Origin of the sequence: Mycobacterium asiaticum, assembly GCF_001673315.1 — a bacterium.
Classification (GTDB): Bacteria; Actinomycetota; Actinomycetes; order Mycobacteriales; family Mycobacteriaceae; genus Mycobacterium; species Mycobacterium asiaticum_B.
On record NZ_LZLQ01000134.1, the window covers coordinates 60,569 to 83,190 of the forward strand.

Here is a 22,622-nt window from a genome sequence, read left to right on the forward strand (position 1 = left end):
AGCAATGCGCACGCACGATTTTCCTTACCGGTTTCCTTGCTGTTGAGCACGTGCAAGAAAGGTTTCCGTACCTCTGCATATCTCTGCATGCAACCTTTTGATCGTTTCACAGGCTCAACAGATGTCAATAGTGTTACGCGGGCCCGTGGGGTATCTCACTTCACCGAACTCTTACCCAAGCCCTTACTCCGTTGTACTACACTAACTGGCAAATTTCGCCCCACAATTCATCGCGGGTAAATCACATCTCTGCTTTCGCAGGTCACAGCCTATTTCTGTGGTGGCGCAACTACAGCCAACGCGTCCGGCACCGCCCGGAAAGTCATGGATTCACGCAGCCCGAGGTATTCGCCGTCGAACTGGCAGGCGGCGGGCGAGGCCATGCAGCTGAGCCGCACGTAATCCACGTCGTCGTCCCGGATGAGTTGTGGCGCTTCGAGCTTCGGGCGTTTCGCGAGGAGTTGACGCAGCAGCCTCAGCGTTGGAACAACTCGCATCTCGGTGAGCGCGAACAACCCCAGGCCTGACTCGAAGCTGCAGCCGGGATTGGTCACCATGGGCCGGTTGTTGCTGTAGGTCCACGGATTGGTGTTGGAGACCCACGCGAAGTGCACGCCCGAGACGGGCTGCCGGCCGGGGAGTTCGAGGACGAGGTTCGGTTCCCGGCGACGGAACCGCAACGTGACCGGCACCGCCACCCGCCAATAGCGCAGCGGCGTGACCCTGACGCCCTTGCTGCGCTCGACCTGCACGGCCTGCACCACCTCGGCGTCCACTCCCATGCCGGCGTTGACCAGGGCCCAGATCTCACCGCAGTCGATGAGCCCGATGCGACGCCAGTGTCCGGTGTGCTCGTACTCGTCGAGCAGTGTGACGAGCTGCTGAACGGCCGGGGCCGGATCTTTGGGTATGCCCAGCGCTCTGGCCAGTACATTCGCCGAGCCGCCCGGGACGATCCCGACCGCGGGAACCGGTCCTGCCGGTGCCGATCCGGGCCGCCCCAGCATGCCGTTCACCAGGCCGCTGACGGTTCCGTCGCCGCCGTGCACGATCACCAGGTCGTAACCGTCGGCTACCGCGGCTCGTCCGAGTTCCTCGGCATGGCCGATGCGTTTGGTCTCTTCTATGGTGAGCTGCAGGCGGCGGCTGAGCGTTTGGGTCACGAGATCGCGAGCGGCCGGTGTGATGGTGCTGGCGGTCGGATTCACGATCAACATGGCACGCATGAGGCTTGAGCCTAAGCCGTCTGACGATGGGGCCCACTTGGGGCCGCTGAGGAGGAGGGCAGTCGAACTCTCGCGGTGCAGATAACGATTTACGCTGGCGCTGTGACCGCTCGCCCTCCCGCCATCGTCCGTCGTGCCGGATTCGTCGTTGCGGCGCAGGGTGCGGTGGCGCTGGTGGTGGCGGCAGTGTTGGTGGTCCGCGGTCTCGCCGGCGCCGACCAGCACGTCGTCAACGGCGTGGGTACCGCGGTGTGGTTCGTGCTGGTAGGCGGCGCAGTGCTGGCCGGTGGCTGGGCCCTGGTCAAAGGCAAACGCTGGGGCCGTGGGCTGGCGGTGTTCACGCAGCTGTTGCTGCTGCCGGTGGCCTGGTATCTGACCGTGGGTTCACATCGGCCGGTGTTCGGCATCCCGCTGGGTGTCGTCGCGCTGGTCACGCTGGGCCTGTTGTTCAGCGCACCGGCGGTCCGCTGGGCCGCCGGCTGGGATCAGCCGGGTCCGGCGAGCGCGGCCAGTTCAGACCCGGAGACCCGGTAGGTAGTCCATTCGGACTGGGGCTGGCCGCCCAACCCGTCGTACAGCGCGATCGCGTCGACGTTCCAGTTCAGCACCGCCCAGGACAGGCGTGAGTAACCGTTGCGGATGCATTCGCCGGCGAGCGTCGCGAGCAATGCCCGGGCCAGTCCCCGGCGGCGAAAACGCGGTCGCACGTAGAGGTCTTCCAGGTAGATCCCGGCAACGCCATCCCAGGTCGAAAAGCTCAGAAACCACAGCGCCATGGCGGCGATGTCGCCGTCGATTTCGACCACGTGTCCGCGCACCGGCGGAGATTCGCCGAAAAGAGCAGTAGCCATTTGTGATTCGGTCACGGTGCATTCGTCGGCGGCGTGTTCGAATTCGGCTAGTTCACGGATCATGGCGGTGATGTCGGCAACGTCGGCCGGAGTGACCCGTCGAACGGACTCGGTCATTGCCGCACTCCCAATGCCGTCAAAATTGTCGCGAATTTCGTTGTGGTTTCGTCGACTTCGTCGTCGGGATCGGATTCGGCGACGATGCCGCCGCCGGCGCGGGCGACGGCAGTGCGGCGGTCAGCCGACAGTTCAGCGCAGCGAATAGCGACCACCCACTCCCCGTCGCCGCGGGCGTCGCACCAGCCGACGGCACCGGCGTAGAACCCACGGTCACCTTCCAACTCGGCGATCAATTCGGTGGCCGCCGCGGTCGGCACGCCACCGACCGCTGGTGTGGGGTGCAGCGCCAACGCCAGATCCATTGCGCTGGTGGAAGTATCACGCAGCCGAGCGACGATCGGGGTGCACAGGTGCCACACCGCGGCGGTGCGGCTCAACTGCGGCTCGGCGGCGATTGTCAGGTCGTCACAAAGTGGTTCCAGGGCAGCGCGCATGGTGTCGATGACGAGCCGGTGCTCGTGCCGGTTCTTGTCCGATTCCGCCAGCGCGGCGCCGTTGTCGGCGTCGACGCCGGGATCTGCCGAGCGCGGCGCCGAACCGGCGAACGGCCGGCAGGTGACGCGGTCACCGAATCGCGAAACCAGAAGTTCAGGGCTGGCACCCACCAGGGCGGCGCCGGTGTGGTCCGCTCCGGCTGGGGTGAGATCGACCAGGTAGCTGTAGGCGGCCGCGTCGGCGGCGACGAGTCTGCGCAGGATGGCGCGGGCGTCGAGCGCAGCGTCGGCCGACAGCTGCAGGGCGCGGGCGAGCACCACTTTGGACAGCGGGTTATCCGCTGCGGCGAGACGTTTTTGGGCGCGACTGATCCGCTCGGCATGGACGGCAGGCGGGGGCAGGGCCGCGCCGACGCGGACGGTCGGCAACGGTCCAGAGGGCCACCCGGGCAGCGCATCGACGCGGCGCAGCGCCTCGGGTACCTGCAGTGCGGCCGGCCTACTCACGTCGAATGGCAACGCGCCCAACACTATTGGGGCATCCCCGGCGCGCAGCGCCGCCTGCGCAACGGCGATGTCCGCATAGCGGGTGCGCACTCCTTCGGCGAGCAGGGTTCCGCTCGGCCCACTCAGCGCGAAGGGGGGCTCGTCGGACGTCACTGGCATCCGCGACTTGTCAGCCCGAGCGTCATGAGCTGACGCAACCCGTGCTCATACCCGCAGATAGCGATCGACGCGGTGACCATGCCGAAGCGGCCGCCCTCAGAGAGCGGAAGTTCGACCCACCGCGTGATCACGGCGCGGGAGAAGTGACCGTGGCTCACGAACAGCACGTCGCGTGTCTCGAGGTGCTCGAGCGCCATGGCGATGGCCTGGTCGGCGCGGTCGCTGACCTGCTGCACGGTCTCACCGCCCGGACAGCCGTGGGTCCACACCAGCCAGTCCGGATCGGATTCCTGGATCTGGGGCGTGGTCAGGCCTTCGTAGGCTCCGTAGTCCCATTCCGCGAGCACTGCGGAGACCTGGTCGACGCGCAGCCCCGCCAATTCCGCGGTGACCAGGCACCGGGTGCGCGGGCTGCTGATCACCAGCGGGTTGTGCATCTCGAGTTCTTCCAACACGCCCGCGGCGAGCACGGCCTGGTCCCGGCCGGCGTCTGTCAACGCGATGTCGGTGCTGCCAGTGTGCTGGCCCGACTTCGACCATTCCGTCTCGCCGTGGCGCAGCAGTAGCAGTCGGTTCTCAGGCACACCCATGCTGACCGATTCTGCCCGAGACACGCCGGAACCGTGCCGGGCCCGCCACCGGAACCGGGACGCGGCGTACATGCCACTATGGGCACTGTGACTGACATGCGCGTGCTGGCGGTGGCCAACCAGAAGGGCGGTGTGGCCAAGACGACGACGGTCGCCTCGCTCGGTGCGGCGATGGTGGACAAGGGACGGCGGGTGTTGCTCGTCGACCTGGACCCGCAAGGGTGTTTGACCTTCTCGCTGGGCCAGGATCCGGACAAGCTGGCGGTCTCCGTGCACGAGGTGTTGCTCGGTGACGTCGAGCCCGCCGCTGCGCTGGTGCCGACTAACGAGGGAATGACGTTGCTACCGGCCAACATTGACCTGGCCGGTGCCGAGGCGATGTTGTTGATGCGGGCCGGCCGGGAGTACGCGCTCAAGCGGGCACTGGCGAAACTGGCCGACGACTTCGATGTGGTGATCATCGACTGTCCACCGTCGCTGGGTGTGCTCACGCTCAACGGGTTGACGGCGGCCGACGAGGTTATCGTCCCGCTGCAGTGCGAGACGCTGGCGCATCGCGGGGTGGGCCAGTTTCTGCGCACCGTCTCCGACGTCCAGCAGATCACCAACCCCAATCTGAAGCTGCTGGGCGCGCTGCCAACGCTGTATGACTCCCGGACCACCCACACCCGTGACGTGCTCCTCGACGTGGCGGACCGGTACTCGCTGCCGGTGCTGGCGCCGGCGATCCCGCGGACCGTGCGCTTCGCTGAGGCCAGTGCTTCGGGCTCGTCGGTGCTGGCCGGACGCAAGAACAAGGGTGCATTGGCCTATCAGGATCTGGCGCAGGCGCTGCTCAAGCACTGGAAAACCGGCAAAGCGCTGCCGACGTTCACCCTCGATTACTGACCGACCCCCTCGCGAGCAGACACAGAATCGCACAAATCTCCCGGTTTGAATGCGATTCTGCGTCTGCTCGCGCAACGGGAATCAGCCCCGAGCATCAGCCCAAAGCGACCACGGTGTCGCCGCGCTGCTCGAGCACCCGCGAACCTGCCACCACCGGGATCACCGGGGCGTTGCTCGGCTGGCGTTGCACCGGGAGGTAGCGGCTGGGCTCACCACTGACCGGGTCGTACACCCCGATCGCGTTTGTCACCGGCACCAGCAGGCGGCCGGCCATCATGACTCCCGGACCCAGTGGCGTCGCGGTATCCCCGGCGGCGATGGTGTAGCGCTGCGCCAGGGTGCTCGCGTCGAACACCAGTAGCGCGTCTCCGGTCCACCAGGTGACCAGGCTTCCGCTCTGTGACACCACCGCCGACTCCGAGGGCGGACCGGGCAGCAGCGTGCTGGATACCGTTGTGCCCGTTTCGTCGACCACGTCGACCCGGGGTTGCGGGGTCGGCAGGTACACCGCGGTCTTGCTCTGCGAAACCGCCAGGACCCGGGCACCAGTGCCCGGCCGCACGCCGCCTTCCTGCACCATCTGCTGCTGAGGCTCGTCGTCCTCCTTGCCCGGACGCAGCAGTACCAGGCGCATGTCGGCTTGGCTGGCGCACGCCTCGAGCACCGCCGCCGCCGACGAACTGGCCGCGGCCGATTCCAGCGTGCAGCCCGAGTGCAGGCCCCGGTTCACCGGTTTCACCCGGGCGTCGATTTCCCCGTAGGCCATCATTCGGACCAGGTCCGAACGCCACATTTCCAGTCGGGTGCTGCCGGCCGACAACACCGTGGTGCCGTCCGAGGACAGGCGCACCTGTGGATCGGCGTAGCTGCTTCGGGCGGGTCCGCGCCGCCCGGTCGACCCGTCGATGGTGCTGACCTGACCGCAGCCGCGACCATCCCGGTAGACCGCGACGGTGTAGCGGTAAACCCACGTCACTCCGCACAGGTCGGTGTCCCGCGAATAACTCCACAACACCTGACCCGTGCCGGGATCGCGTCCCTGCACCTCGCGGCCGGCCGCCGTGGCGACGGTCCCGCCCACCGCTACCGGCACCCTTGTGCCCGGGCTGGGGGCGGTCCAGAGCTGATGCAGCTCTGCCGGAACCTCACGGGCCTGGGTGGGGGCGGGCGCGGGTGACGCGGCGGGCCGGCTGACGGTCGCCCTGGCGTCGCTGGTCCACCAGATCAGTGCGGCAGCGACGGCAACGATGACCGCGATCGTCGCGGCGGCCACGATATCGGCCTTGGTGCGGCGTTCGGGTCGGACCATTCGTTGAGTATGGCCCGTCAGTTGGCGGGGGCGGCGGCGTCCGCAGGCTTGCGACGGCGCCGACGGCGCCGCGTGCCGCCCGCGGGGGCGGAGCCGGAACCCGACACGGCGGTCGACGCCGTCTCCGGCGCGGCCTCGCCGGCTCCGCTCGCGCCGGCGGGATGCCCGGTGAGGGCCTTGCCACCGCGCGTGCGTTGACGCCTGTTGGTGCGCCGGGCCGGACGTTCGGATCCAGCGTTGCTGGATTCGCGCCGCTTGGCCGGGGCTTTGCGCGCCTCGCCGACGGTTCCGCCGGTGCCAGTCGGGATGCACAGCTCGACGTACAGATGTGGCGAGCTGGAGTAGGTTTCCGCGGGCTCCGGCGAAGCCAGGCCCAGCGCCTTGTTGATCATCGCCCAGCGTTCCAGGTCGTCCCAGTCCACCAAGGTGACCGCGACGCCGGTGCGGCCCGCCCGTCCCGTGCGCCCGATGCGGTGGACGTACATCTTCTCGTCCTCGGGGCACTGGTAATTGATCACGTGCGTGACGTCGTCGATGTCGATGCCGCGAGCGGCCACGTCGGTGGCGACGAGGACGTTCACGTCGCCGCTGCGGAACGCCTTGAGAGCCTTCTCGCGAGCGATCTGCCCGAGGTCACCGTGCACTGCGCCGACGGCGAAACCGCGTTCGTTGAGTTCGTCGGCCACTTTCTGGGCGGTGCGCTTGGTGCGCGTGAAGATCATCGTCGCGCCGCGATCCTGGGCCTGCAGGATCCGGCTGACCAGTTCCACCTTGTCGAGCGCGTGGGCGCGGTAGACGAGCTGCTTGGTGGTGTCGTGTACCGCCAGGGAGTGCGGCGCCTCGGCCCGGATGTGGGTGGGCTGGACCATGAAGGTGCGCGCCAGGGTGATGATCGGGTCCGGCATGGTCGCGGAGAACAGCATCGACTGCCGGTCGGCCGGGATCTGCCGCAGGATGCGCTCGATGTCGGGCAGGAAGCCCAGGTCGAGCATCTCGTCGGCTTCGTCGAGCACCAGCACCGACAACCCACCGAGTTGCAGGTGGCCCTGCTGGCACAGGTCGAGCAACCGGCCCGGGGTGCCGACGACGACGTCGGCCGCTTTCTGTAGCGCCTCGATCTGCGGCTCGTACGCGCGGCCGCCATAGATGGAGACCACGGACAGTGGCCGTTGGCTGCCGTCCTCCTGGTCTGCGGTCAGATATTTGGCTGCGGTGGCCAGGTCGCTGGTGACCTGGAGGCACAGTTCGCGGGTGGGAACGACGATCAGGGCTCGCGGCGCGCCGGTCAACGGCCGCGTCGCGGTCTCCGCGGTGATGCGCTGCAGCAGCGGCACACCGAATCCGAACGTCTTGCCCATACCGGTGCGGGCCTGGCCGATCACGTCTTCGCCGGCGAGCGCGAGGGGCAGGGTGAGTTCTTGGATGGCAAACGGAGTCTCGATGCCCTTTTCGGCGAGGGCACGGACGATTTCGTCGCGGACGCCAATGCTGGCGAAGGTCAATTCAGAAGTGCTAGTGGGTACGGTCATACGCGGGTAGTGGGCCTTTCGTGGTGACGGTAATCGATCTTGCGTCGGTGCTTCTGTGTCGCGGTTCACGCGCGCACGGTGTCCGACTCCGATTACGTCGCCGATGCCTGCTGCCGCTGCCCGTTGGGCCGGGGGCGGGCCGTTGCGTGCACGCACATTTCTTCGGCGGTGGCAGCACAGATTCAGCCACTACCTTTGTTCATCATAGCTGGTCGGTCCGCGGGGAACGGCTGCTTGTTCGCCCGCCTACTACAGTGTTGCCATGACTTCGCCCTCGTCCGGGCCCTCGTCCGCCGACTCAGCAGCCGACCAGGAGGCGGATTCGCCCAGGCTACGGCTGTCAGCGGATCACCCCGGCGTCAACGAATTCTTTGCGCTACTCGCCTACGGTGAGGTCGCGGCCTTCTACCGGCTGACCGACGAGGCGCGGATGGCCCCGGACCTGCGCGGCCGGATCTCGATGGCCAGCATGGCCGCCGCCGAGATGGGGCACTACGAGCTGCTGCGCGACGCCCTGCAGAGCCGCGGTGTGGACGTTGTGCCCGCGATGTCGAAATACGTGTCGGCGCTGGAGAATTACCACCGGCTGACCACCCCGAGTACGTGGCTGGAAGCCCTGGTGAAAACCTACGTCGGCGATGCGCTGGCTGCCGATCTGTATCTGGAGCTCGCGGGCGGGTTGCCCGACGAGGTCGCCGATGTGGTGCGGGAGGCATTGTCCGAGACCGGGCATTCCCAGTTCGTCGTCGCCGAGGTGCGGGCAGCGGTGACCTCCAGCGGCAGGCAGCGCAGCCGGCTGGCGCTGTGGTCACGCCGGCTGCTGGGCGAGGCGATCACGCAGGCTCAGTTCCTGCTGGCCGATCACGACGAGCTCGTTGATCTGGTGGTCGCGGGAACCGGTGGCCTGGGTCAGCTGAGTGCCTTCTTCGAGCGCCTGCAGAAAACGCATGACGATCGGATGCGCGAACTGGGCCTGAGCTGATTCAGCGGGTGCAGGTTGCCAGCGCGGTGTTGCTCGTCGAGGCTTTGACCAGTTGACCCTGTGCGCTGACGATCGAGCAGTTCAGCTGGCTGAGCAGGCTCGTCGCAATCACTGACTCGGTCTGAACGCCCGGGTTGAGTACTACGACCTTCGTCCACGGCAGCGCCACGTTGAATTCGGTCACCGGGAACCCCCGGGCGTCGGTGTAAGCGATGTTGACCAGGTCGAACAGCTGTTTTGTCCCCGTCACGCTGTACACCACTGTCCGCGGGCTCAGCGCGGCGCCGGGTGGCGCCGCCGTAGGCACCGGCGCCGCCGTCGGAAGGCGAGTGGGTGCGTTGCCGGGTGTCAGCGTGGTGACCGTCTCCGGGGGGAGGGGACGGGTGATGCCGGGGGAGGTGCTCGGCGTGGTCGCCGACGGCGGCGAAAAGCTGGGCGAGACGCTGGCCCTGGGTGTCGACGTAGTGGGGGTCATCATCGTGCGTGGGGGCCCGATGGTCGCCTTGGTGGTGGCGCTGTCGCCGCTGTTGATGATCACCGCCGTCGCGACGGCGCCGATTGCGATCAGCGCGCCGGCGAACAGTGCGACCGGACGCCATCGCCGGTCTGCCGGCCAGGCCCATTCGTCGGTGTCGTCCCAGCCGTCTTCGTCGTATCCCTGGTCGTACTCATCGACATAGCCGTCGTCGTTGACATAGCCATAGCCGTCGTCGTTGACATAGCCATAGCCGGAGCCGTAGCCGTCGTCGTCCGGGTAGTCCTCGGCTTCCGGGACGTTTGCCCGGACGTTTGCCCGGACGTGTCCCCGGACACTTTCCCGGACGTTGTCGTAGAGGGTGTTACGTGTGGTACTGATGGTGCCGATGGTATCGACGCAGCCGACGAGCTACCGGGGTTGCGGCGGGGTTACACCGAATCGTGATGGGTTCGTTCGCTAACCGCGAAGTGGCCGTCTGGGGGCGGGGCGCGGTGGAACCGCTCTGCGTCCACTAGCCTGCTGCTACAGACGCCTGCGACGAAAACGCCAACGGAAGGGGCCCCGTGGAGGTCAAGATCGGTATCACCCAGAGTTCGCGCGAGCTGGTGTTCCCCAGCGCGCAGACGCCGAGTGAAGTGGAAGAACTCGTCGCGGCGGCGCTGCGGGACGACTCTGGTCTGCTGAGCCTGACCGACGAACGCGGCCGCCGTTATCTGGTTAGCGCCGCCAAGATCGCCTACGTCGAAATCGGCGCTGCCGATGCGCGACGGGTCGGCTTCGGGATTGGTGCGGACGTCGCGTCCCGCAGCTAGGACTCGATCCCGCAGTTCTGACGTCGCGTCCCGCAGCTAGGACTCGATCCCGCAGCTAGGACTCAGGAGCGGGTGAGCGGCACGTGCGAGAGGCCGCCCCAGGCGAACTGCACGGTGCCGTCGACTGCGTCGGACTTCGATATCGGGCGATCGGAGTCCAACCAGTACCTGGCGCTGTCGACGCTCATGCCGACCAGGCCGACCGCGATCATCCGCGCCCGGTGCGGATCCAGCCCGGAATCCTCGGCGATCAGTGCGAACACCGCGTCGATGCAGGATTCGGTGGCCACCCGCACCTGCGCGGCCACCTCGGGCTCGGTGACGTAGTCGTTTTCGAAAATCAACCGGTAGCCCTGGCTGTCATGTTCGATGAAGTCGAAGAAAGCCTGTACCGCGGAGTGCAGTCGCTGCCGGTTGTCGGTCGTGCGACCCAGCGCCTGCTGCACGCCGCTCACCAGATTGTCGACGTGCCGATTCAGCACCGCCAGATACAGCTCCAGCTTGCTGGAAAAGTGTTGATACAGAACCGGTTTGCTCACGCCCGCCCGATCGGCGATCTCGTCCATCCCCGCGGCGTGATAGCCGCTTTCCACGAAGACGTCACTGGCGACGATCAATAGTTGGCCGCGACGCTCGTCGCGCGGCAACCGGTTGCCGCGTCGATTCGCCGGCGCCGTGCCTTCGATGGGCCGCACACCGCCGGGCGATCGGACGGCACGTCGCTGCACCGCCTTGGCGAGATCGCTCATCGGTCCTCAATCTGGTCGCGTTGGTTCGCGGCCCTTTTTCCATCCCCGCGGCCGCGCTTCCGATCGCAATGACATTACTACCTGGGGCTGGCAATGGGCTGTTATCCGATCCGAACTGGTGCTATTGGGTTTTTCGGGCGCGCCAGGACTGGCCGTCCGCAGCCGCTGTGCCATCCTGGGAAAATGACTTCCCCGCGCCCGTCTCGCGGTACCGGACGCTCACCGGTGCTGCGCGACGACTGGCGTGAGCCGCTGCGGGCGCAGCGTGACCCGCTCGGTCAGAGTGCGGGGCGGGTCCGTGCCGATCGGGACCGGCCCCGGCAATGGCGCAAACAATCGTGGCTGGGCCGGTTCGTGTCGACCTACGGATGGCGGGCCTACGCGCTGCCTTTGCTCGCGGTGCTGACGTTGGTGGTGGCGTACCAGACGGTGACCGGGACCAGCACGCCCAAGCCCGCCGCCCACTCGATCCACAAGGATCCGCCCACCATCGGCGCGGTGGGCACGTCGATCATCGACACCCCGCCGCGCGGCCTCGTCGCGTTCGACGCGAATCTGCCCGCGGGAACGCTTCCCGACGGGGGACCGTTCACCGAGGCTGGTGACAAGACGTATCGGGTGGTGCCGGGCGCGACGCCGCAGATCGGTCAGGGCTCGGCCAAGGTGTTCAGGTACACCATCGAGATCGAGAACGGCCTAGACCCCATCATGTACGGCGGCGACAGCGCGTTCGCCCAGATGGTCGATCAGACGCTGGCCAATCCCAAGGGCTGGACTCACAACGCGCAGTTCGCTTTCATCCGGATCGACGACAGCGGTGGCGCGAAGCCCGATTTCCGCCTCTCGCTGGTGTCGCCAGTTAGCGTCCGGGAAGGCTGCGGTTACGAGTTCCGTCTCGAAACCTCTTGCTACAACCCTTCATTCGGAGCCGACCGGCAGTCGCGCGTGTTCATCAACGAGGCACGCTGGATCCGCGGCGCCGTCCCCTTCGAAGGCGATGTCGGCTCCTACCGGCAGTACGTGGTCAACCACGAGGTCGGCCATGCCATCGGGTATGTCCGCCACGAGCCCTGCGACCAGCAGGGCGGCCTGGCGCCGGTGATGATGCAGCAGACGTTCTCCACCGCCAACGACGACGGCGCCAAATTCGACCCAGACCAGGTCAAGGCCGACGGCAAGACGTGCCGTTTCAATCCCTGGCCGTTCCCGATCGCCTGACTGGTCGGGCATGCCGGCGTCCCAGATCGCCTAACCTCGACTTGTGACACCATCGCTGCCACCACTGGTCGCACCCGCGGCCTCGCTGACCCGCGAAGAGGTGGCCCGCTACAGTCGCCACCTTATCCTTCCGGACCTCGGTCTTCAGGGGCAGAAGCGGCTCAAGAATGCCCGGGTGCTGGTGATCGGTGCCGGCGGGTTGGGCGCGCCGACGTTGCTGTATCTGGCCGCCGCGGGTGTCGGCACCATCGGGATCGTCGAATTCGACGTCGTCGACGAGTCCAATCTGCAGCGCCAGATCATTCATGGTGTCGCGGACATCGGGCGGCCCAAAGCGCAATCGGCCCGCGATTCGATCGCGGCCATCAACCCACTGGTCAAGGTGCGCCTGCACGAGTTTCGGCTGGGTCCGGACAACGCCGTCGAGTTGTTCGGTGAGTACGACCTGATCCTGGATGGAACAGACAATTTCGCGACCCGGTACCTGGTCAATGACGCGGCGGTGCTGGCGGGTAAGCCGTACATCTGGGGATCGATCTTCCGTTTCGAGGGCCAGGTTTCGGTGTTCTGGGAGGATGCGCCCGACGGCCGGGGGCTGAACTACCGCGACCTGTACCCCGAACCGCCACCACCCGGGCTGGTGCCGTCGTGCGCCGAAGGCGGTGTGCTGGGCATGATCTGCGCGTCCATCGCATCGGTGATGGGCACCGAAGCGATCAAGTTGATCACCGGACTCGGCGAGACCCTGCTGGGCCGGTTGATGATTTATGACGCGCTGGAGATGAGCTACCGCACCATCCGGATACGCAAGGACCCGTCGACGCCGAAAATCACCGAACTGGTGGATTACGAAGACTTTTGCGGAGTGGTCGAGGAAGCGCCATGCGACGACGACCGCGAAGGATCTTCGATCACGCCGCGAGAATTGCGCGACTTGCTGGACTCCGGTGCGCGGGTGGCCCTGATCGACGTGCGCGAGCCGGCCGAGTGGGACATCAATCACATTGAGGGCGCCCAGCTGATCCCTAAAGGACTGTTCACCTCCGGCGAGGCCCTGACTCGATTGCCGCACGATCGCACCACGGTCCTGTACTGCAAGACCGGCGTGCGTTCAGCCGAGGCGTTGGCCGCGGTGAAGCGGGCCGGTTTCTCCGACGCGGTGCATTTGCAGGGCGGAATCGTGGCGTGGGCCAAGCAAATGCAACCGGACATGGTCCTGTACTAGGGCGCTGACCGCGGCGCCCATCGTTATCGACAGATCAGTGGAAATAGTTCTGGGGAGCACCCGCACCGCCGCTGCCTCCGGAACCCCCGGTGTCCAGGGTGGGACCATGGCCCGGGTCGCCGGGTCCGGGCGGGACAGCAGTCGTGGGGTTTACCCCACCGGTCCCGCCGTGGCCGCCGAATGCGCCGGTGCCATTTGACTGTTCGCCGGTGCCGCCATCGCCACCGGCGCCACCCTGCCCACCGGTGCCGCCACCGCCGGCCTGATTGGGGACGTTGGTTATTCGGCCGCCGGTACCACCGGTGCCACCGCCGCCGCCCGCGCCTCCGTTGCCGCCGACACTGCCGTCACCGGTAGCGGCCCCGCCGTCGCCGCCTCTGCCGCCGACGCCGCCGGTGCCGCCATTGCCGGGAGAAGTGTCCAGGACGCCGGGTTTTCCGAGTCCACCCGTGCCCCCATGGCCACCGCCGCCGCCGCTACCGCCGTTGCCGCCGAAATTGGTGAGGCCACCGGTGCTGGCACCGCCGGTGCCGCCCGCGCCGCCGGCCCCGCCGGTCCCGCCGTTGGAATAGTTGCCGCCGTCTGGGCCCGCGGCGCCATTGCCGCCGTTGCCGCCGTGCCCTCCGTAGTCGACGAGGTCGCCGGTGCCACCGGCGCCGCCATTTCCGCCGTTGCCGCCGGCTTTGCCTGCAGCGGTGGCGTTTCCGCCGTTTCCGCCGTTTCCGCCCTGGCCGCCCTCGGGGCTGCGCATGCCACCGCCGCCTGACTTGCCTGCGTTGCCCCCGGCACCGCCGTTGGCGCCATTGCTGTTGCTGGTGCCATCGCCGCCGTTTCCGCCGTGGCCGCCGGCGCCGCTGGCGCCGTTTGTGCCGCCGAAGCTCGTGTCGCCGCCGTCGCCACCGGTGCCCCCGGTGCCGCCGTCAACCCCGACGCCGCCGTTCCCGGCGTTGCCGCCGGTCCCACCGGCCCCACCGACGCCGTAGCCGGCCTGGCCGTAACCGGCGTTTCCGCCGCCCCCGCCGTGGCCACCGCTGGCGCCGACGACCTGGGCGCTGTTGCCGCCGTCGCCACCGGTGCCCCCGGCGCCGCCGGACCCGCCGGTGCCGAGGGCACCGCCGTTGCCGGCCGTACCTCCGTCACCGCCGTGGCCGCCGTTGCCAGCCGCGCCACCTACGCCGCCGTTGGCGAAACCGTCGGCGCCGTTGCCGCCGCCGCCGCCTTGCCCGCCTTGCCCGCCATTGCCGTTGAGAACGCCCGAGACTGCGTTGCCGCCCAGGCCACCTTTGCCGCCGTCGCCGCCTTGGCCGCCGCTGCCGTTGAGTTCTCCGGTGCCGCTCAGAGCGCCGTTGCCGCCTTGGCCGCCTTGGCCACCTTGGCCGCCCGTACCGCCGGTACGCCCCACGACTTCGGATATCCCGCCGTGGCCGGCCTGTCCACCTTGGCCACCGTCACCGCCGCCGCCACCCAGACCGCCGGTGCCTCCGTTACCGATCGCGCCGCCGGCCCCGCCCGCGCCGCCATTGCCGCCGGTGCCGCCGTCTTCGGCGTTGTAATTCCCACCGGCTTCCAGACCGTTCGCACCTTTGCCGCCCTGGCCGCCGGTGCCGCCCTGGCCACCGTTGCCGTTGGTTCCGCCGTTGCTGTTACCGCCTCGGCCGCCCGCACCGCCTTGTCCTCCGGTACCGCCAGGATTGGCGACGTCGTTGAGGCTGTCGTACGCGGCGTCACCGCCTTCGCCGCCGGTACCACCCTGGCCACCAGTGCCGCCAGCACCCACGGTGCCGCCACTGCCACCGGTACCTGTCGCGCCACCGGCCCCGCCGAGGCCGCCGGTGCCACCGGTGCCGCCTGCGCCAGGCAGGACGTTGAAGGCGTCTGGCGTTCCGGAACCGCCCGTACCGCCTTTACCGCCGGTGCCGCCTTGTCCGCCGCTGCCGTTGATGCCGCCGTCGGTGGTGCCGCCTTGTCCGCCGGCGCCACCTCGTCCGCCCGCGCCAGCAGCGTGCCCGGTTCCGTCGGCACCCGCGCCACCTTGGCCTCCGGTGCCGCCTTGCCCGCCGGTGCCACCGACGCCCGTCGTGCCCGTGCCGTCTTGGCCACCGGTCCCGATTGCGCCACCAGCGCCGCCGGTGCCACCCTGGCCGCCTCGGCCACCTTCGCTCGCGTCGTCGAATCCGGAGTCTGCGATGCCGGAACCGCCGGTGCCACCCCGGCCGCCGTCGCCACCCTGTCCGCCATTGCCGTTGGCGCCGCCAGCCAGCCCATTCCCGCCCTGGCCGCCACCACCGCCGTGGCCGCCGCGCCCGCCGGGATCGGCGGTCCCGGCCGCGCCGATTCCGCCCTGTCCGCCGGTGCCGCCGCGGCCGCCGTCGCCGCCTGCGCCGACTGCCCCGTCAGTGTTGCCCCCGGTGCCGACCGCACCGCCCGTGCCGCCCTGCCCGCCGAGACCGCCGTCGCCGCCGTTACCGGCGAACGTGGTGTCGGTGCCTGCGGCACCTGCGCTACCGGTGCCGCCCTGGCCGCCGGTGCCGCCTTTGCCGCCGTTGCCGGTGGTTCCGCCGTCGGTGATGCCGCCTTGGCCGCCGCTTCCGCCTTGACCGCCCTCTCCGCCGGCGTGGCCAGTGCCGGCCGCGGCCGTGCCGCCTCGGCCACCGTCGCCGCCTTGGCCGCCGTCGCCTGCGCCGCCAACTGTTCCGCCTTGCCCGCCAGTGCCGATCGCACCGCCGGCGCCGCCTCGGCCACCGGTGCCGCCTTGCCCGCCGGTACCCGCGCTGTCGGTGCCCTGTTCGGCGTACCCGGTGCCGCCGGTGCCGCCCTGGCCTCCGGTGCCGCCGTCGCCACCGTCGCCGTTGGGTCCACCGTGGGAGAGGCCACCTTGACCGCCGGATCCGCCTTCGCCCCCGTGACCGCCGGCGTAGCCCGTATTTTCGGCCGTCCCGCCGATACCTTGACCGCCCTGCCCGCCCTGACCGCCTCGGCCACCGTCACCTGCAGGACCTGTCAGGGAGGACTCACCGCCGAGGCCACCGTCGCCGCCCTTGCCGCCGGTGCCCGCCTCGCCCGTTGCCCCACCGGTGCCACCGGTACCGATCTCACCGCCCATACCGCCTTGGCCACCCGCGCCGCCGGTTCCGCCGGTGCCGGCAGCATCTGTGCCGATGCCTGCCAAACCAGAGCCGCCGGCCCCGCCTTGCCCGCCAGTGCCGCCTTGGCCGCCGCTGCCGTTGACACCGCCACTGGTGGTACCGCCCTGGCCGGCTTGACCGCCGGTGCCACCTTTGCCGCCGGTCTGACCGGTCAGGCTCGCCCCGGCGCCGCCCGTCCCGCCGGTGCCACCTTGACCACCGGTACCCCCTGCGCCTTCTGTGCCACCTTGGCCGTCTCCGACTGCGCCGCCGGCACCGCCCCGTCCGCCCTTGCCCCCATCAGCGCCATTGCCGGGATCGGCGGTGGCCGATCCCGCGGTGCCGGAGCCGCCGGTACCACCTTGACCGCCGGTGCCACCTTTGCCGCCGCCGCCGGCGCTGCCCGAGGCGGCGGGGCCGCCGAAGCCGGCGCCGCCTGCACCGGCGCCGCCGCCGGTGCCGCCCGTTCCACCGGCACCGCCGTCGCCACCGACTGAGCCCGCGACGGTGCTGTTGTCAGTGCCCGCGCCGCCGTGTCCGCCGATGCCGCCGGTGCCGCCGTCGCCGCCCTGACCGCCGACGCCCTGGTGACCTCCTGCGCCGCTGCCGGCTGCGCCGCCGGCGCCGCCGGTGCCGCCACCGCCGCCGGATGCACCTTGGGTGCCTTGCCCGCCGCCGTCAGCGCCCAGGCTGCCCGCGCCACCGCCGCCACCGGTGCCACCGATACCGCCAGCACCACCGGACCCGGCGGTGCCGCTGGCGCCCGTCAGTCCGCCACCACCACCGGTCCCCGCAACTCCGCCTGCGCCAGCACTACCGCCGGTTCCGCCGTCACCGCCAGCGCCGCCGACCTCGCCGGCCATGCCGGGATCGGCGCTGTGGTCGGTGCCGGCCCCACCGCGACCGCCTTGGCCGCCGACTGCGCCGTCACCGCCGGCACCGCCGGCACCATTCGTTCCACCGGCCACCGAATTGCCGCCGGCCCCGCCCTGGCCGCCGCTGCCGCCCGCAAAGCCGGTGCTGCCGGCACCGCCGCCGACGGCGCCTGCCGAACCTTCGGCAGCTGCTCCACCCGTGCCGCCGCCACCACCAGTACCCCCGGTGCCCGCGAGTCCCGCGTGGCCGGCTGTTCCCAGGAATCCCGCCGCGCCGCCAGCGCCGCCAACCCCAGCGGTCCCGCCGGTCCCGCCGGTCCCGCCCGTTCCGCCGTCGGCAGCAAAGCCCACTCCGGTGCCACCCTCGCCGCCGGTGCCGCCGGCCCCACCAAGGCCGCCGGCGCCGCCGGTACCGCCGTCACCTAGGAGGCCGCCAAAGCCAAGCCACCCCGCGTGGGCACCCCCGGCTCCACCGACCCCGCCGACTCCACCGGCATATCCGGTGCCGCCGGACCCACCAACAGTCCCGCCGCCTGCCATGCCCGCCGTCCCGGTGGCGCCGGTACCACCGATCCCGCCGGCGCCGCCTGCACCACCTCCCCAACCGATCAGGGCCCGTGCTACGCCGCCGGCACCACCGCTGCCACCCGTGCCGCCGACGACGCCGGCCGCCCCGGCACCGCCGTTTCCGCCGATTCCGCCAGCCCCACCGAATCCACCCAACAGGCCCCCGGCACCGCCGGCTCCTCCGCTCGCACCAGGACCGCCGGCCACCGCGCCCGCACCGCCGGCGCCGCCGGCACCGCCGGTGCCGAATAGTCCCGCGTCGCCGCCACGTCCTCCGACCTGCCCCATCGCGCCCGAGCCGCCGGAGCCGCCGTTGCCGAACAGGATTCCGCCGGCCCCGCCTGCCATTCCCGTACCTGCGGCGCCGTTAGTGCCGTTACCGATCAGCGGGCGGCCGAGAAGAGCATTCGTGGGAGTGTTGATGAGCCCGAAAAAGCTTTCTTCCAGTGCTTGTAGTGGTGACGCGCTGGCCGCTTCGGCACTGGCATACGCCCCCGCACCGGCGGCCAGCGACCGTACGAATTGTTCGTGGAACAGCCCTACTTGCCTGCTCAGCGATTGGTACTCGTGCCCGAACCCGCCGAACAACTCCGCGATCGCTGCCGACACCTCATCGCCGGCCGCTGCCGTCAATTGGGTTGTTGAGGTAGCCGCCAGCGCGTTGGCCGATCCCAAGGCTGATGCGATTCCCGTCAAGTTCCGCGACGCCGCAGCAAGCACGTCGGGCGCAGCAATCACAAAAGACATGGGGGCTCCTAGGCGTGAGGCAGACGTGTTAACCGCCTGCCCGCAGAACCCGAATCTGCAGGAGTTTCGTCTAATTGACGGCGGTGCATATACGCAGCTTCTACAAGGTAGCTGAAGAACGTACTTCCGGATTGTTTTAACGATATTTTCAGTTCTTTGAGCTTGCCGACGGTGTTGGGTGCGTTCGGCGCCTCCAGCGCACTCAGCGCACCGTGACCGGACTCGGTCTGGACAGCGGGCTCCCAGCGCGTCGCGCTGATGCAAATATCGCCTCTACTAGGCTGACCCTCGTGACTGTCGAGCCGCCGCCCGAGCACGTGCTGGCGGCGTTCGGTTTGACCGGCGCGCAACCGGCTCCGCTGGGTGCCGCTTGGGAAGGCGGCTTCCGCTGCGGCGAAGTCGTGTTGTCGATGGTGGCCGACAATGCACGGGCCACCTGGTCGGCCCGGGTGCGGGAGACGTTGTTCGTCGACGGCGTGCGCCTGGCCCGCCCGGTCCGGTCGACCGACGGCCGGTATGTGGTTTCGGGATGGCGGGCAGACACTTTCGTCGCCGGCGCGCCGGAAGCCCGCCACGATGAGGTGGTATCCGCGGCGGTGCGACTGCACGAGGCCACCGGCAAGCTGGAGCGCCCCCGATTCCTGACTCAGGGACCTACCGCGCCGTGGGCCGACGTCGATGTGTTCATCGCCGCCGACCGGGCTGCGTGGGAGGAGCGGCCGCTGCAGTCGGTGCCGCCGGGCGCGCGGACCGCGCCGCCGACGGCGGACGCCGAACGCTCCATTGAGTTGATCAACCAGCTTGCGACATTGCGTAAACCGACCCGCAGTCCGCACCAGCTGGTGCACGGGGACCTCTACGGCACCGTACTTTTCGCTGGCACCGCGCCACCGGGTATCACCGACATCACGCCCTACTGGCGCCCGGCGTCCTGGGCGGCCGGGGTGGTCGTCGTCGATGCGTTGTCGTGGGGCGAAGCCGACGACGGGCTCATCGAGCGGTGGACCGCGCTACCTGAATGGTCACAAATGTTGTTGCGCGCGTTGATGTTCCGTCTTGCGGTGCATGCGCTGCACCCGCGGTCGACATCCGAAGCGTTTCCCGGGCTCGCGCACACCGCGGCGCTCGTGCGCATGATTCTCTAGTCGTTGGACGCGAACTCGTAACGCACTTGGTCCAGTGCGATCCTGCCGTCCTGAGCCAGCACCCCTTCGGCGCGCAGCAGTTCCAATTCGCGGGTGGTCAGATGCCGTGCCGGTCGGCCGGAGGCGGTGATGACCCGGTGCCAGGGCAGGTCTGCGGAATCGGTGCGCATGATCCAGCCGACGATGCGCGGGCTGGAAAGCGCTGCCGCAGCGGCAATGTCCCCGTAGGTCGACACTTTCCCCGGCGGAATGGCTGCGACCAGCGCGCGCACCCGCTCAATTTGCTCGTCGTTGATCCGAGTCATCGGAAGCGCTTACGTATCAGCGCCGCGACCTCCTCGGGCTTGGCGTGCGGCACCATGTGATCGCACTCGTAGTCGAGCAATTCGAAATCGGCGCCCAACCGGTCGCGTAGCCCGGCGATCAGTCGATCACCGACGTAGGGCGGCGACGTCCACTTGGCACGCACCAGGGTGGTCGGCACGGCGGTGGATGGCAGCACGATGTCACGGGCCAACTCACTCCAATAGGACATCATCGCGGGCAGGCTGATGCGCCAGCCGAACCGGCCGTTCGGAAGTTGGATCAGGTGCTCGTCCAGGTCGGCGTTGAGCACTGCGGGATCGACGTCCGCCCAGGACCCGGCCGCCTTCTCCTGCAGCGCCTCCGCGCGGTCGGGATAGTCGGGGTTGGCATACATCGCCCCGGCGATCTGCGACATCCACTGACCATCCAAGCCAATCGCGGGGTCCAGCAACAACAACGACGCCACCAGATCCGGACGCGCCGCGGCAAGATGCAGGCCCAGCGCGGCACCGAAGGAGTGGCCGACCACGTGCACCGGATCCGCGGCGTCGGCCTCGATCAGCGCGCTCAGCGCCGACACGTTCGCGTCGATGGACCACGGTGCAGCCCACGTTGATCGACCATGCCCGATCAGATCGGGTGCGGCGACTGCGATTTCGGGCACGTAGTTCGCCAAGTGCTGCCAGCGCAGACCGTGACCGGTCAGCCCGTGCAGGGCCAGCAGCTGGAGCGGGCCGGGCGGACCGAAGCGGTGCACATGCAGGGTGGCTGTCACGGCTCGATCATGCCAGTTGCCTGCTCGCGGCAACTTGTCACAGGCTCGTGGTTGCATGCCGGTATGTCACTGAGCTGGGGCACCGAAGCGGATGCGGTTCTGCAACCCGGGCTGCACGGCCTGGTACGTATCCTGGGCGGTCCCGGTACCGGCAAGAGCAGCCTGCTCATCGACGCTGCGATCACGCAGATCGATGCGGGAGTCGCGCCGGAATCGGTTCTGCTGCTGACTGGTTCGGGTCGCGTCGGGATGCGTCAGCGAAGCGTATTGACCACGGCGTTGCTGCGCTCCGGCGGCGGGTCCGTGCGGTCCGCGGTGCGCGAGCCTCTGGTGCGCACCGTGCACAGCTACGCCTACGCGGTGCTGCGCCGGTCGGCCGAACGTGCGGGAGGACCGCCGCCGCGGCTGCTCACCGGCGCCGAACACGACGCCATCATCCGGGAGCTGCTGGCCGGCGACCTGGCGGACGGGCCGGCCGCGGGGTCCGGCTGGCCGGAACATCTGCTACCCGCGCTGAGCACCGCGGGATTCGGCAACGAGCTGCGAAACCTGTTGGCGCGTTGCGCTGAACGTGGGGTGGACCCGCTGGAGCTCGAACGGCTGGGTCGTAGGTGCGGCCGCCCGGAGTGGGCGGCGGCGGGGCGGTTCGCCCGACAGTACGAGCAGGTGATGTTGCTGCGCGCGGCGGTCGGGACGGCGGCCCCGCAGGCTACGGCGCCGGCGTTGGCCGCCGCTGAACTGGTCGGTGCCGCCTTGGAGGCTCTGGCCGTCGACCCCGAGTTGCTGGCCGCTGAACGCGCCCGCGTCCGGATGCTGCTGGTCGACGACGCCCAGCAACTCGATCCGCAGGCGGCCCAGCTCGTCCGGGTGCTAGCGGCGGGCACCCACATCGCCCTCATCGCAGGGGATCCCAATCAGGCGGTGTTCGGTTTCCGGGGCGGCGAGCCGGCCGGGCTCCTCGCGGCGGACGGGCCGGCGGTGACCTTGACTCAGTCCCATCGCTGCGCGCCGGCCGTGGCCCGGGCCATCACCGGCATCGCGAGTCGGTTGCCCGCCGCCAGCGCCGGCAGGCACATCGAGGGCACCGGAAACGAGGACGGGTTGGTGACGGTGCGCCTGGCCGCGTCGGCGCACGCGGAGGCCGCGCTGATCGCCGACACCTTGCGTCGTGCCCACCTGGTCGACGGGGTGCCGTGGTCGCAGATGGCGGTGATCGTCCGGTCGGTTCCTCGTGCCGGCGTGGGGTTGCCGCGCGCGCTGTCTGCCGCCGGGGTTCCGGTGGCGGGTAACGCAATTGGCGGGTCGCTGTCCGAAGAGCCGGCGGCGCGCGCGTTGCTTTCCGTGTTGGCCGCGACGGCCGACGGGCTCGACGCCGATCAGGCGCTGGCACTGGTCTCCGGGCCCATCGGTCGTGTCGATCCGGTGTCGCTGCGCCAGCTGCGCAGGACGCTGCAACGGATGGACGTCGGCCTGGTCCAGGTGCTGAGCGGCGACGAGCCGCTATCAGGCCCGCAGTCTGGCGCGCTGCGCCGGGTGCGCGCCGTGCTGGCCGCGGCGGCACGGTGTCACCGCGACGGGCAAGACCCGCGTTACACCTTGTGGGCGGCATGGCACCGGTCCGGCCTGCAGCGTCGCTGGTTGGCGGCCATCGAGCGGGGTGGCCCGGCGGCTGCACAGGCGGGGCGGGACCTGGCAGTGGTGACCGCATTGTTCGACATCACCGATGATTACGTCTCACGTACCGCTGGCGCGTCGCTGCGCGGACTCATCGAGCATGTTGCGGCGCTGCAGTTGCCGCCGGTCAACCGTGAGCCGGCGACCGAAGCGGAGCAGGTTCGGGTGCTCAGTGCGCACGCCGCGCTGGGCCAGGAATGGGACCTGGTGGTCATCGCCGGATTGCAGGACGGCTTGTGGCCCAACACGATTCCGCGCGGCGGTGTACTGGCCACCCAGCGCCTGATCGACGAATTGGACGGGGTCGCCCAGGATGCGTCGATGCGGGCGC

At 69.4% G+C, this 22,622-nt stretch carries 18 protein-coding genes and 1 pseudogene; 8 read left to right on the plus strand and 11 right to left on the minus strand.

Annotated features, from left to right (window positions below; genetic code table 11):
• Positions 1-269 precede the first annotated feature (269 nt).
• Complete coding sequence (locus A5636_RS21605; protein ID WP_065160675.1) at positions 270-1,226, minus strand: diacylglycerol/lipid kinase family protein; 957 nt, start codon at positions 1,224-1,226, stop codon at positions 270-272.
• 102 nt (positions 1,227-1,328) lie between these two features.
• On the opposite strand from A5636_RS21605, the gene A5636_RS21610 reads away from it, so the two are divergent.
• Positions 1,329-1,760, plus strand: coding sequence for a hypothetical protein (locus tag A5636_RS21610; protein ID WP_065160700.1), 432 nt, complete (start codon positions 1,329-1,331; stop codon positions 1,758-1,760).
• Here A5636_RS21610 and A5636_RS21615 read toward each other — a convergent pair.
• From A5636_RS21615 to A5636_RS21625, 3 genes are read right to left on the minus strand one after another with little or no spacing between them, the layout of a single operon-like run.
• Entirely contained in the window at positions 1,712-2,194 is a 483-nt protein-coding gene (locus tag A5636_RS21615; RefSeq protein ID WP_065160676.1) for a GNAT family N-acetyltransferase, read from the minus strand. The two genes, A5636_RS21610 and A5636_RS21615, sit on opposite strands and share 49 nt — an antisense overlap.
• The gene (locus A5636_RS21620; protein ID WP_065160677.1) at positions 2,191-3,297 is read right to left on the minus strand and encodes an isochorismate synthase; all 1,107 of its coding nucleotides are present in this window, start codon (positions 3,295-3,297) and stop codon (positions 2,191-2,193) included. The genes A5636_RS21615 and A5636_RS21620 overlap by 4 nt, the downstream gene beginning before the upstream one ends.
• Positions 3,288-3,887 (minus strand): acid phosphatase, encoded by a 600-nt coding sequence (locus A5636_RS21625; protein ID WP_065160701.1) that lies wholly within the window; start codon positions 3,885-3,887, stop codon positions 3,288-3,290. The genes A5636_RS21620 and A5636_RS21625 overlap by 10 nt, the downstream gene beginning before the upstream one ends.
• 87 nt (positions 3,888-3,974) lie before the next feature.
• Between A5636_RS21625 and A5636_RS21630 the strand changes: the two genes are divergently transcribed.
• Positions 3,975-4,775, plus strand: a complete 801-nt coding sequence (locus tag A5636_RS21630) for a ParA family protein (protein ID WP_081287924.1) — start codon at positions 3,975-3,977, stop codon at positions 4,773-4,775.
• Positions 4,776-4,869: 94 nt separating this feature from the next.
• Here A5636_RS21630 and A5636_RS21635 read toward each other — a convergent pair whose 3' ends face one another.
• On the minus strand, positions 4,870-6,084 hold the full coding sequence (locus A5636_RS21635; RefSeq protein ID WP_065160679.1) for an Rv3212 family protein: 1,215 nt from the start codon (positions 6,082-6,084) through the stop codon (positions 4,870-4,872).
• A 17-nt stretch (positions 6,085-6,101) separates the two neighbouring features.
• Positions 6,102-7,613 carry a DEAD/DEAH box helicase gene (locus A5636_RS21640; protein WP_065160680.1) on the minus strand — a complete coding sequence of 504 codons (1,512 nt, stop codon included), beginning with the start codon at positions 7,611-7,613 and terminating at the stop codon, positions 6,102-6,104.
• A gap of 262 nt (positions 7,614-7,875) precedes the next feature.
• Here A5636_RS21640 and A5636_RS21645 point away from each other — a divergent pair, with 262 nt between their 5' ends.
• Complete coding sequence (locus A5636_RS21645; RefSeq protein WP_065160681.1) at positions 7,876-8,595, plus strand: ferritin-like fold-containing protein; 720 nt, start codon at positions 7,876-7,878, stop codon at positions 8,593-8,595.
• 1 nt (position 8,596) lies between these two features.
• Here A5636_RS21645 and A5636_RS27775 read toward each other — a convergent pair.
• Positions 8,597-9,331 (minus strand): annotated as a pseudogene (locus tag A5636_RS27775) (MmpS family transport accessory protein); the annotation flags it as partial.
• 305 nt (positions 9,332-9,636) lie between these two features.
• Between A5636_RS27775 and A5636_RS21660 the strand changes: the two are divergent.
• Complete coding sequence (locus A5636_RS21660) at positions 9,637-9,885, plus strand: DUF3107 domain-containing protein (RefSeq protein ID WP_065160683.1); 249 nt, start codon at positions 9,637-9,639, stop codon at positions 9,883-9,885.
• A 62-nt stretch (positions 9,886-9,947) separates the two neighbouring features.
• On the opposite strand, the gene A5636_RS21665 is transcribed toward A5636_RS21660, so the two are convergent.
• A complete protein-coding gene (locus A5636_RS21665) occupies positions 9,948-10,634 on the minus strand; it encodes a TetR/AcrR family transcriptional regulator (RefSeq protein WP_065160684.1) in 687 nt (228 codons plus the stop codon).
• A gap of 183 nt (positions 10,635-10,817) precedes the next feature.
• Between A5636_RS21665 and A5636_RS21670 the strand changes: the two genes are divergently transcribed.
• Positions 10,818-11,852, plus strand: a complete 1,035-nt coding sequence (locus A5636_RS21670; protein WP_065160685.1) for a DUF3152 domain-containing protein — start codon at positions 10,818-10,820, stop codon at positions 11,850-11,852.
• 43 nt (positions 11,853-11,895) lie between these two features.
• Positions 11,896-13,077, plus strand: a complete 1,182-nt coding sequence (gene moeZ / locus A5636_RS21675) for an adenylyltransferase/sulfurtransferase MoeZ (RefSeq protein ID WP_065160686.1) — start codon at positions 11,896-11,898, stop codon at positions 13,075-13,077.
• Positions 13,078-13,111: 34 nt separating this feature from the next.
• Here moeZ and A5636_RS21680 read toward each other — a convergent pair whose 3' ends face one another.
• Positions 13,112-18,391: a PE family protein gene (locus A5636_RS21680; protein ID WP_065160687.1), complete on the minus strand. Its 5,280-nt coding sequence runs from the start codon at positions 18,389-18,391 to the stop codon at positions 13,112-13,114.
• Between the two features lie 290 nt (positions 18,392-18,681).
• Between A5636_RS21680 and A5636_RS21685 the strand changes: the two genes are divergently transcribed.
• Positions 18,682-19,536, plus strand: a complete 855-nt coding sequence (locus tag A5636_RS21685) for a TIGR02569 family protein (protein WP_065160688.1) — start codon at positions 18,682-18,684, stop codon at positions 19,534-19,536.
• On the opposite strand, the gene A5636_RS21690 is transcribed toward A5636_RS21685, so the two are convergent.
• Both A5636_RS21690 and A5636_RS21695 read right to left on the minus strand, forming a co-directional pair.
• On the minus strand, positions 19,533-19,841 hold the full coding sequence (locus A5636_RS21690; protein ID WP_065160689.1) for an MGMT family protein: 309 nt from the start codon (positions 19,839-19,841) through the stop codon (positions 19,533-19,535). The genes A5636_RS21685 and A5636_RS21690 overlap by 4 nt on opposite strands.
• Positions 19,838-20,617 carry an alpha/beta fold hydrolase gene (locus A5636_RS21695; protein ID WP_065160690.1) on the minus strand — a complete coding sequence of 260 codons (780 nt, stop codon included), beginning with the start codon at positions 20,615-20,617 and terminating at the stop codon, positions 19,838-19,840. The genes A5636_RS21690 and A5636_RS21695 overlap by 4 nt, the downstream gene beginning before the upstream one ends.
• A gap of 63 nt (positions 20,618-20,680) precedes the next feature.
• Between A5636_RS21695 and A5636_RS21700 the strand changes: the two genes are divergently transcribed.
• The coding region (locus A5636_RS21700) for a UvrD-helicase domain-containing protein (RefSeq protein ID WP_155763941.1) at positions 20,681-22,622 on the plus strand (1,942 nt) is incomplete at its 3' end.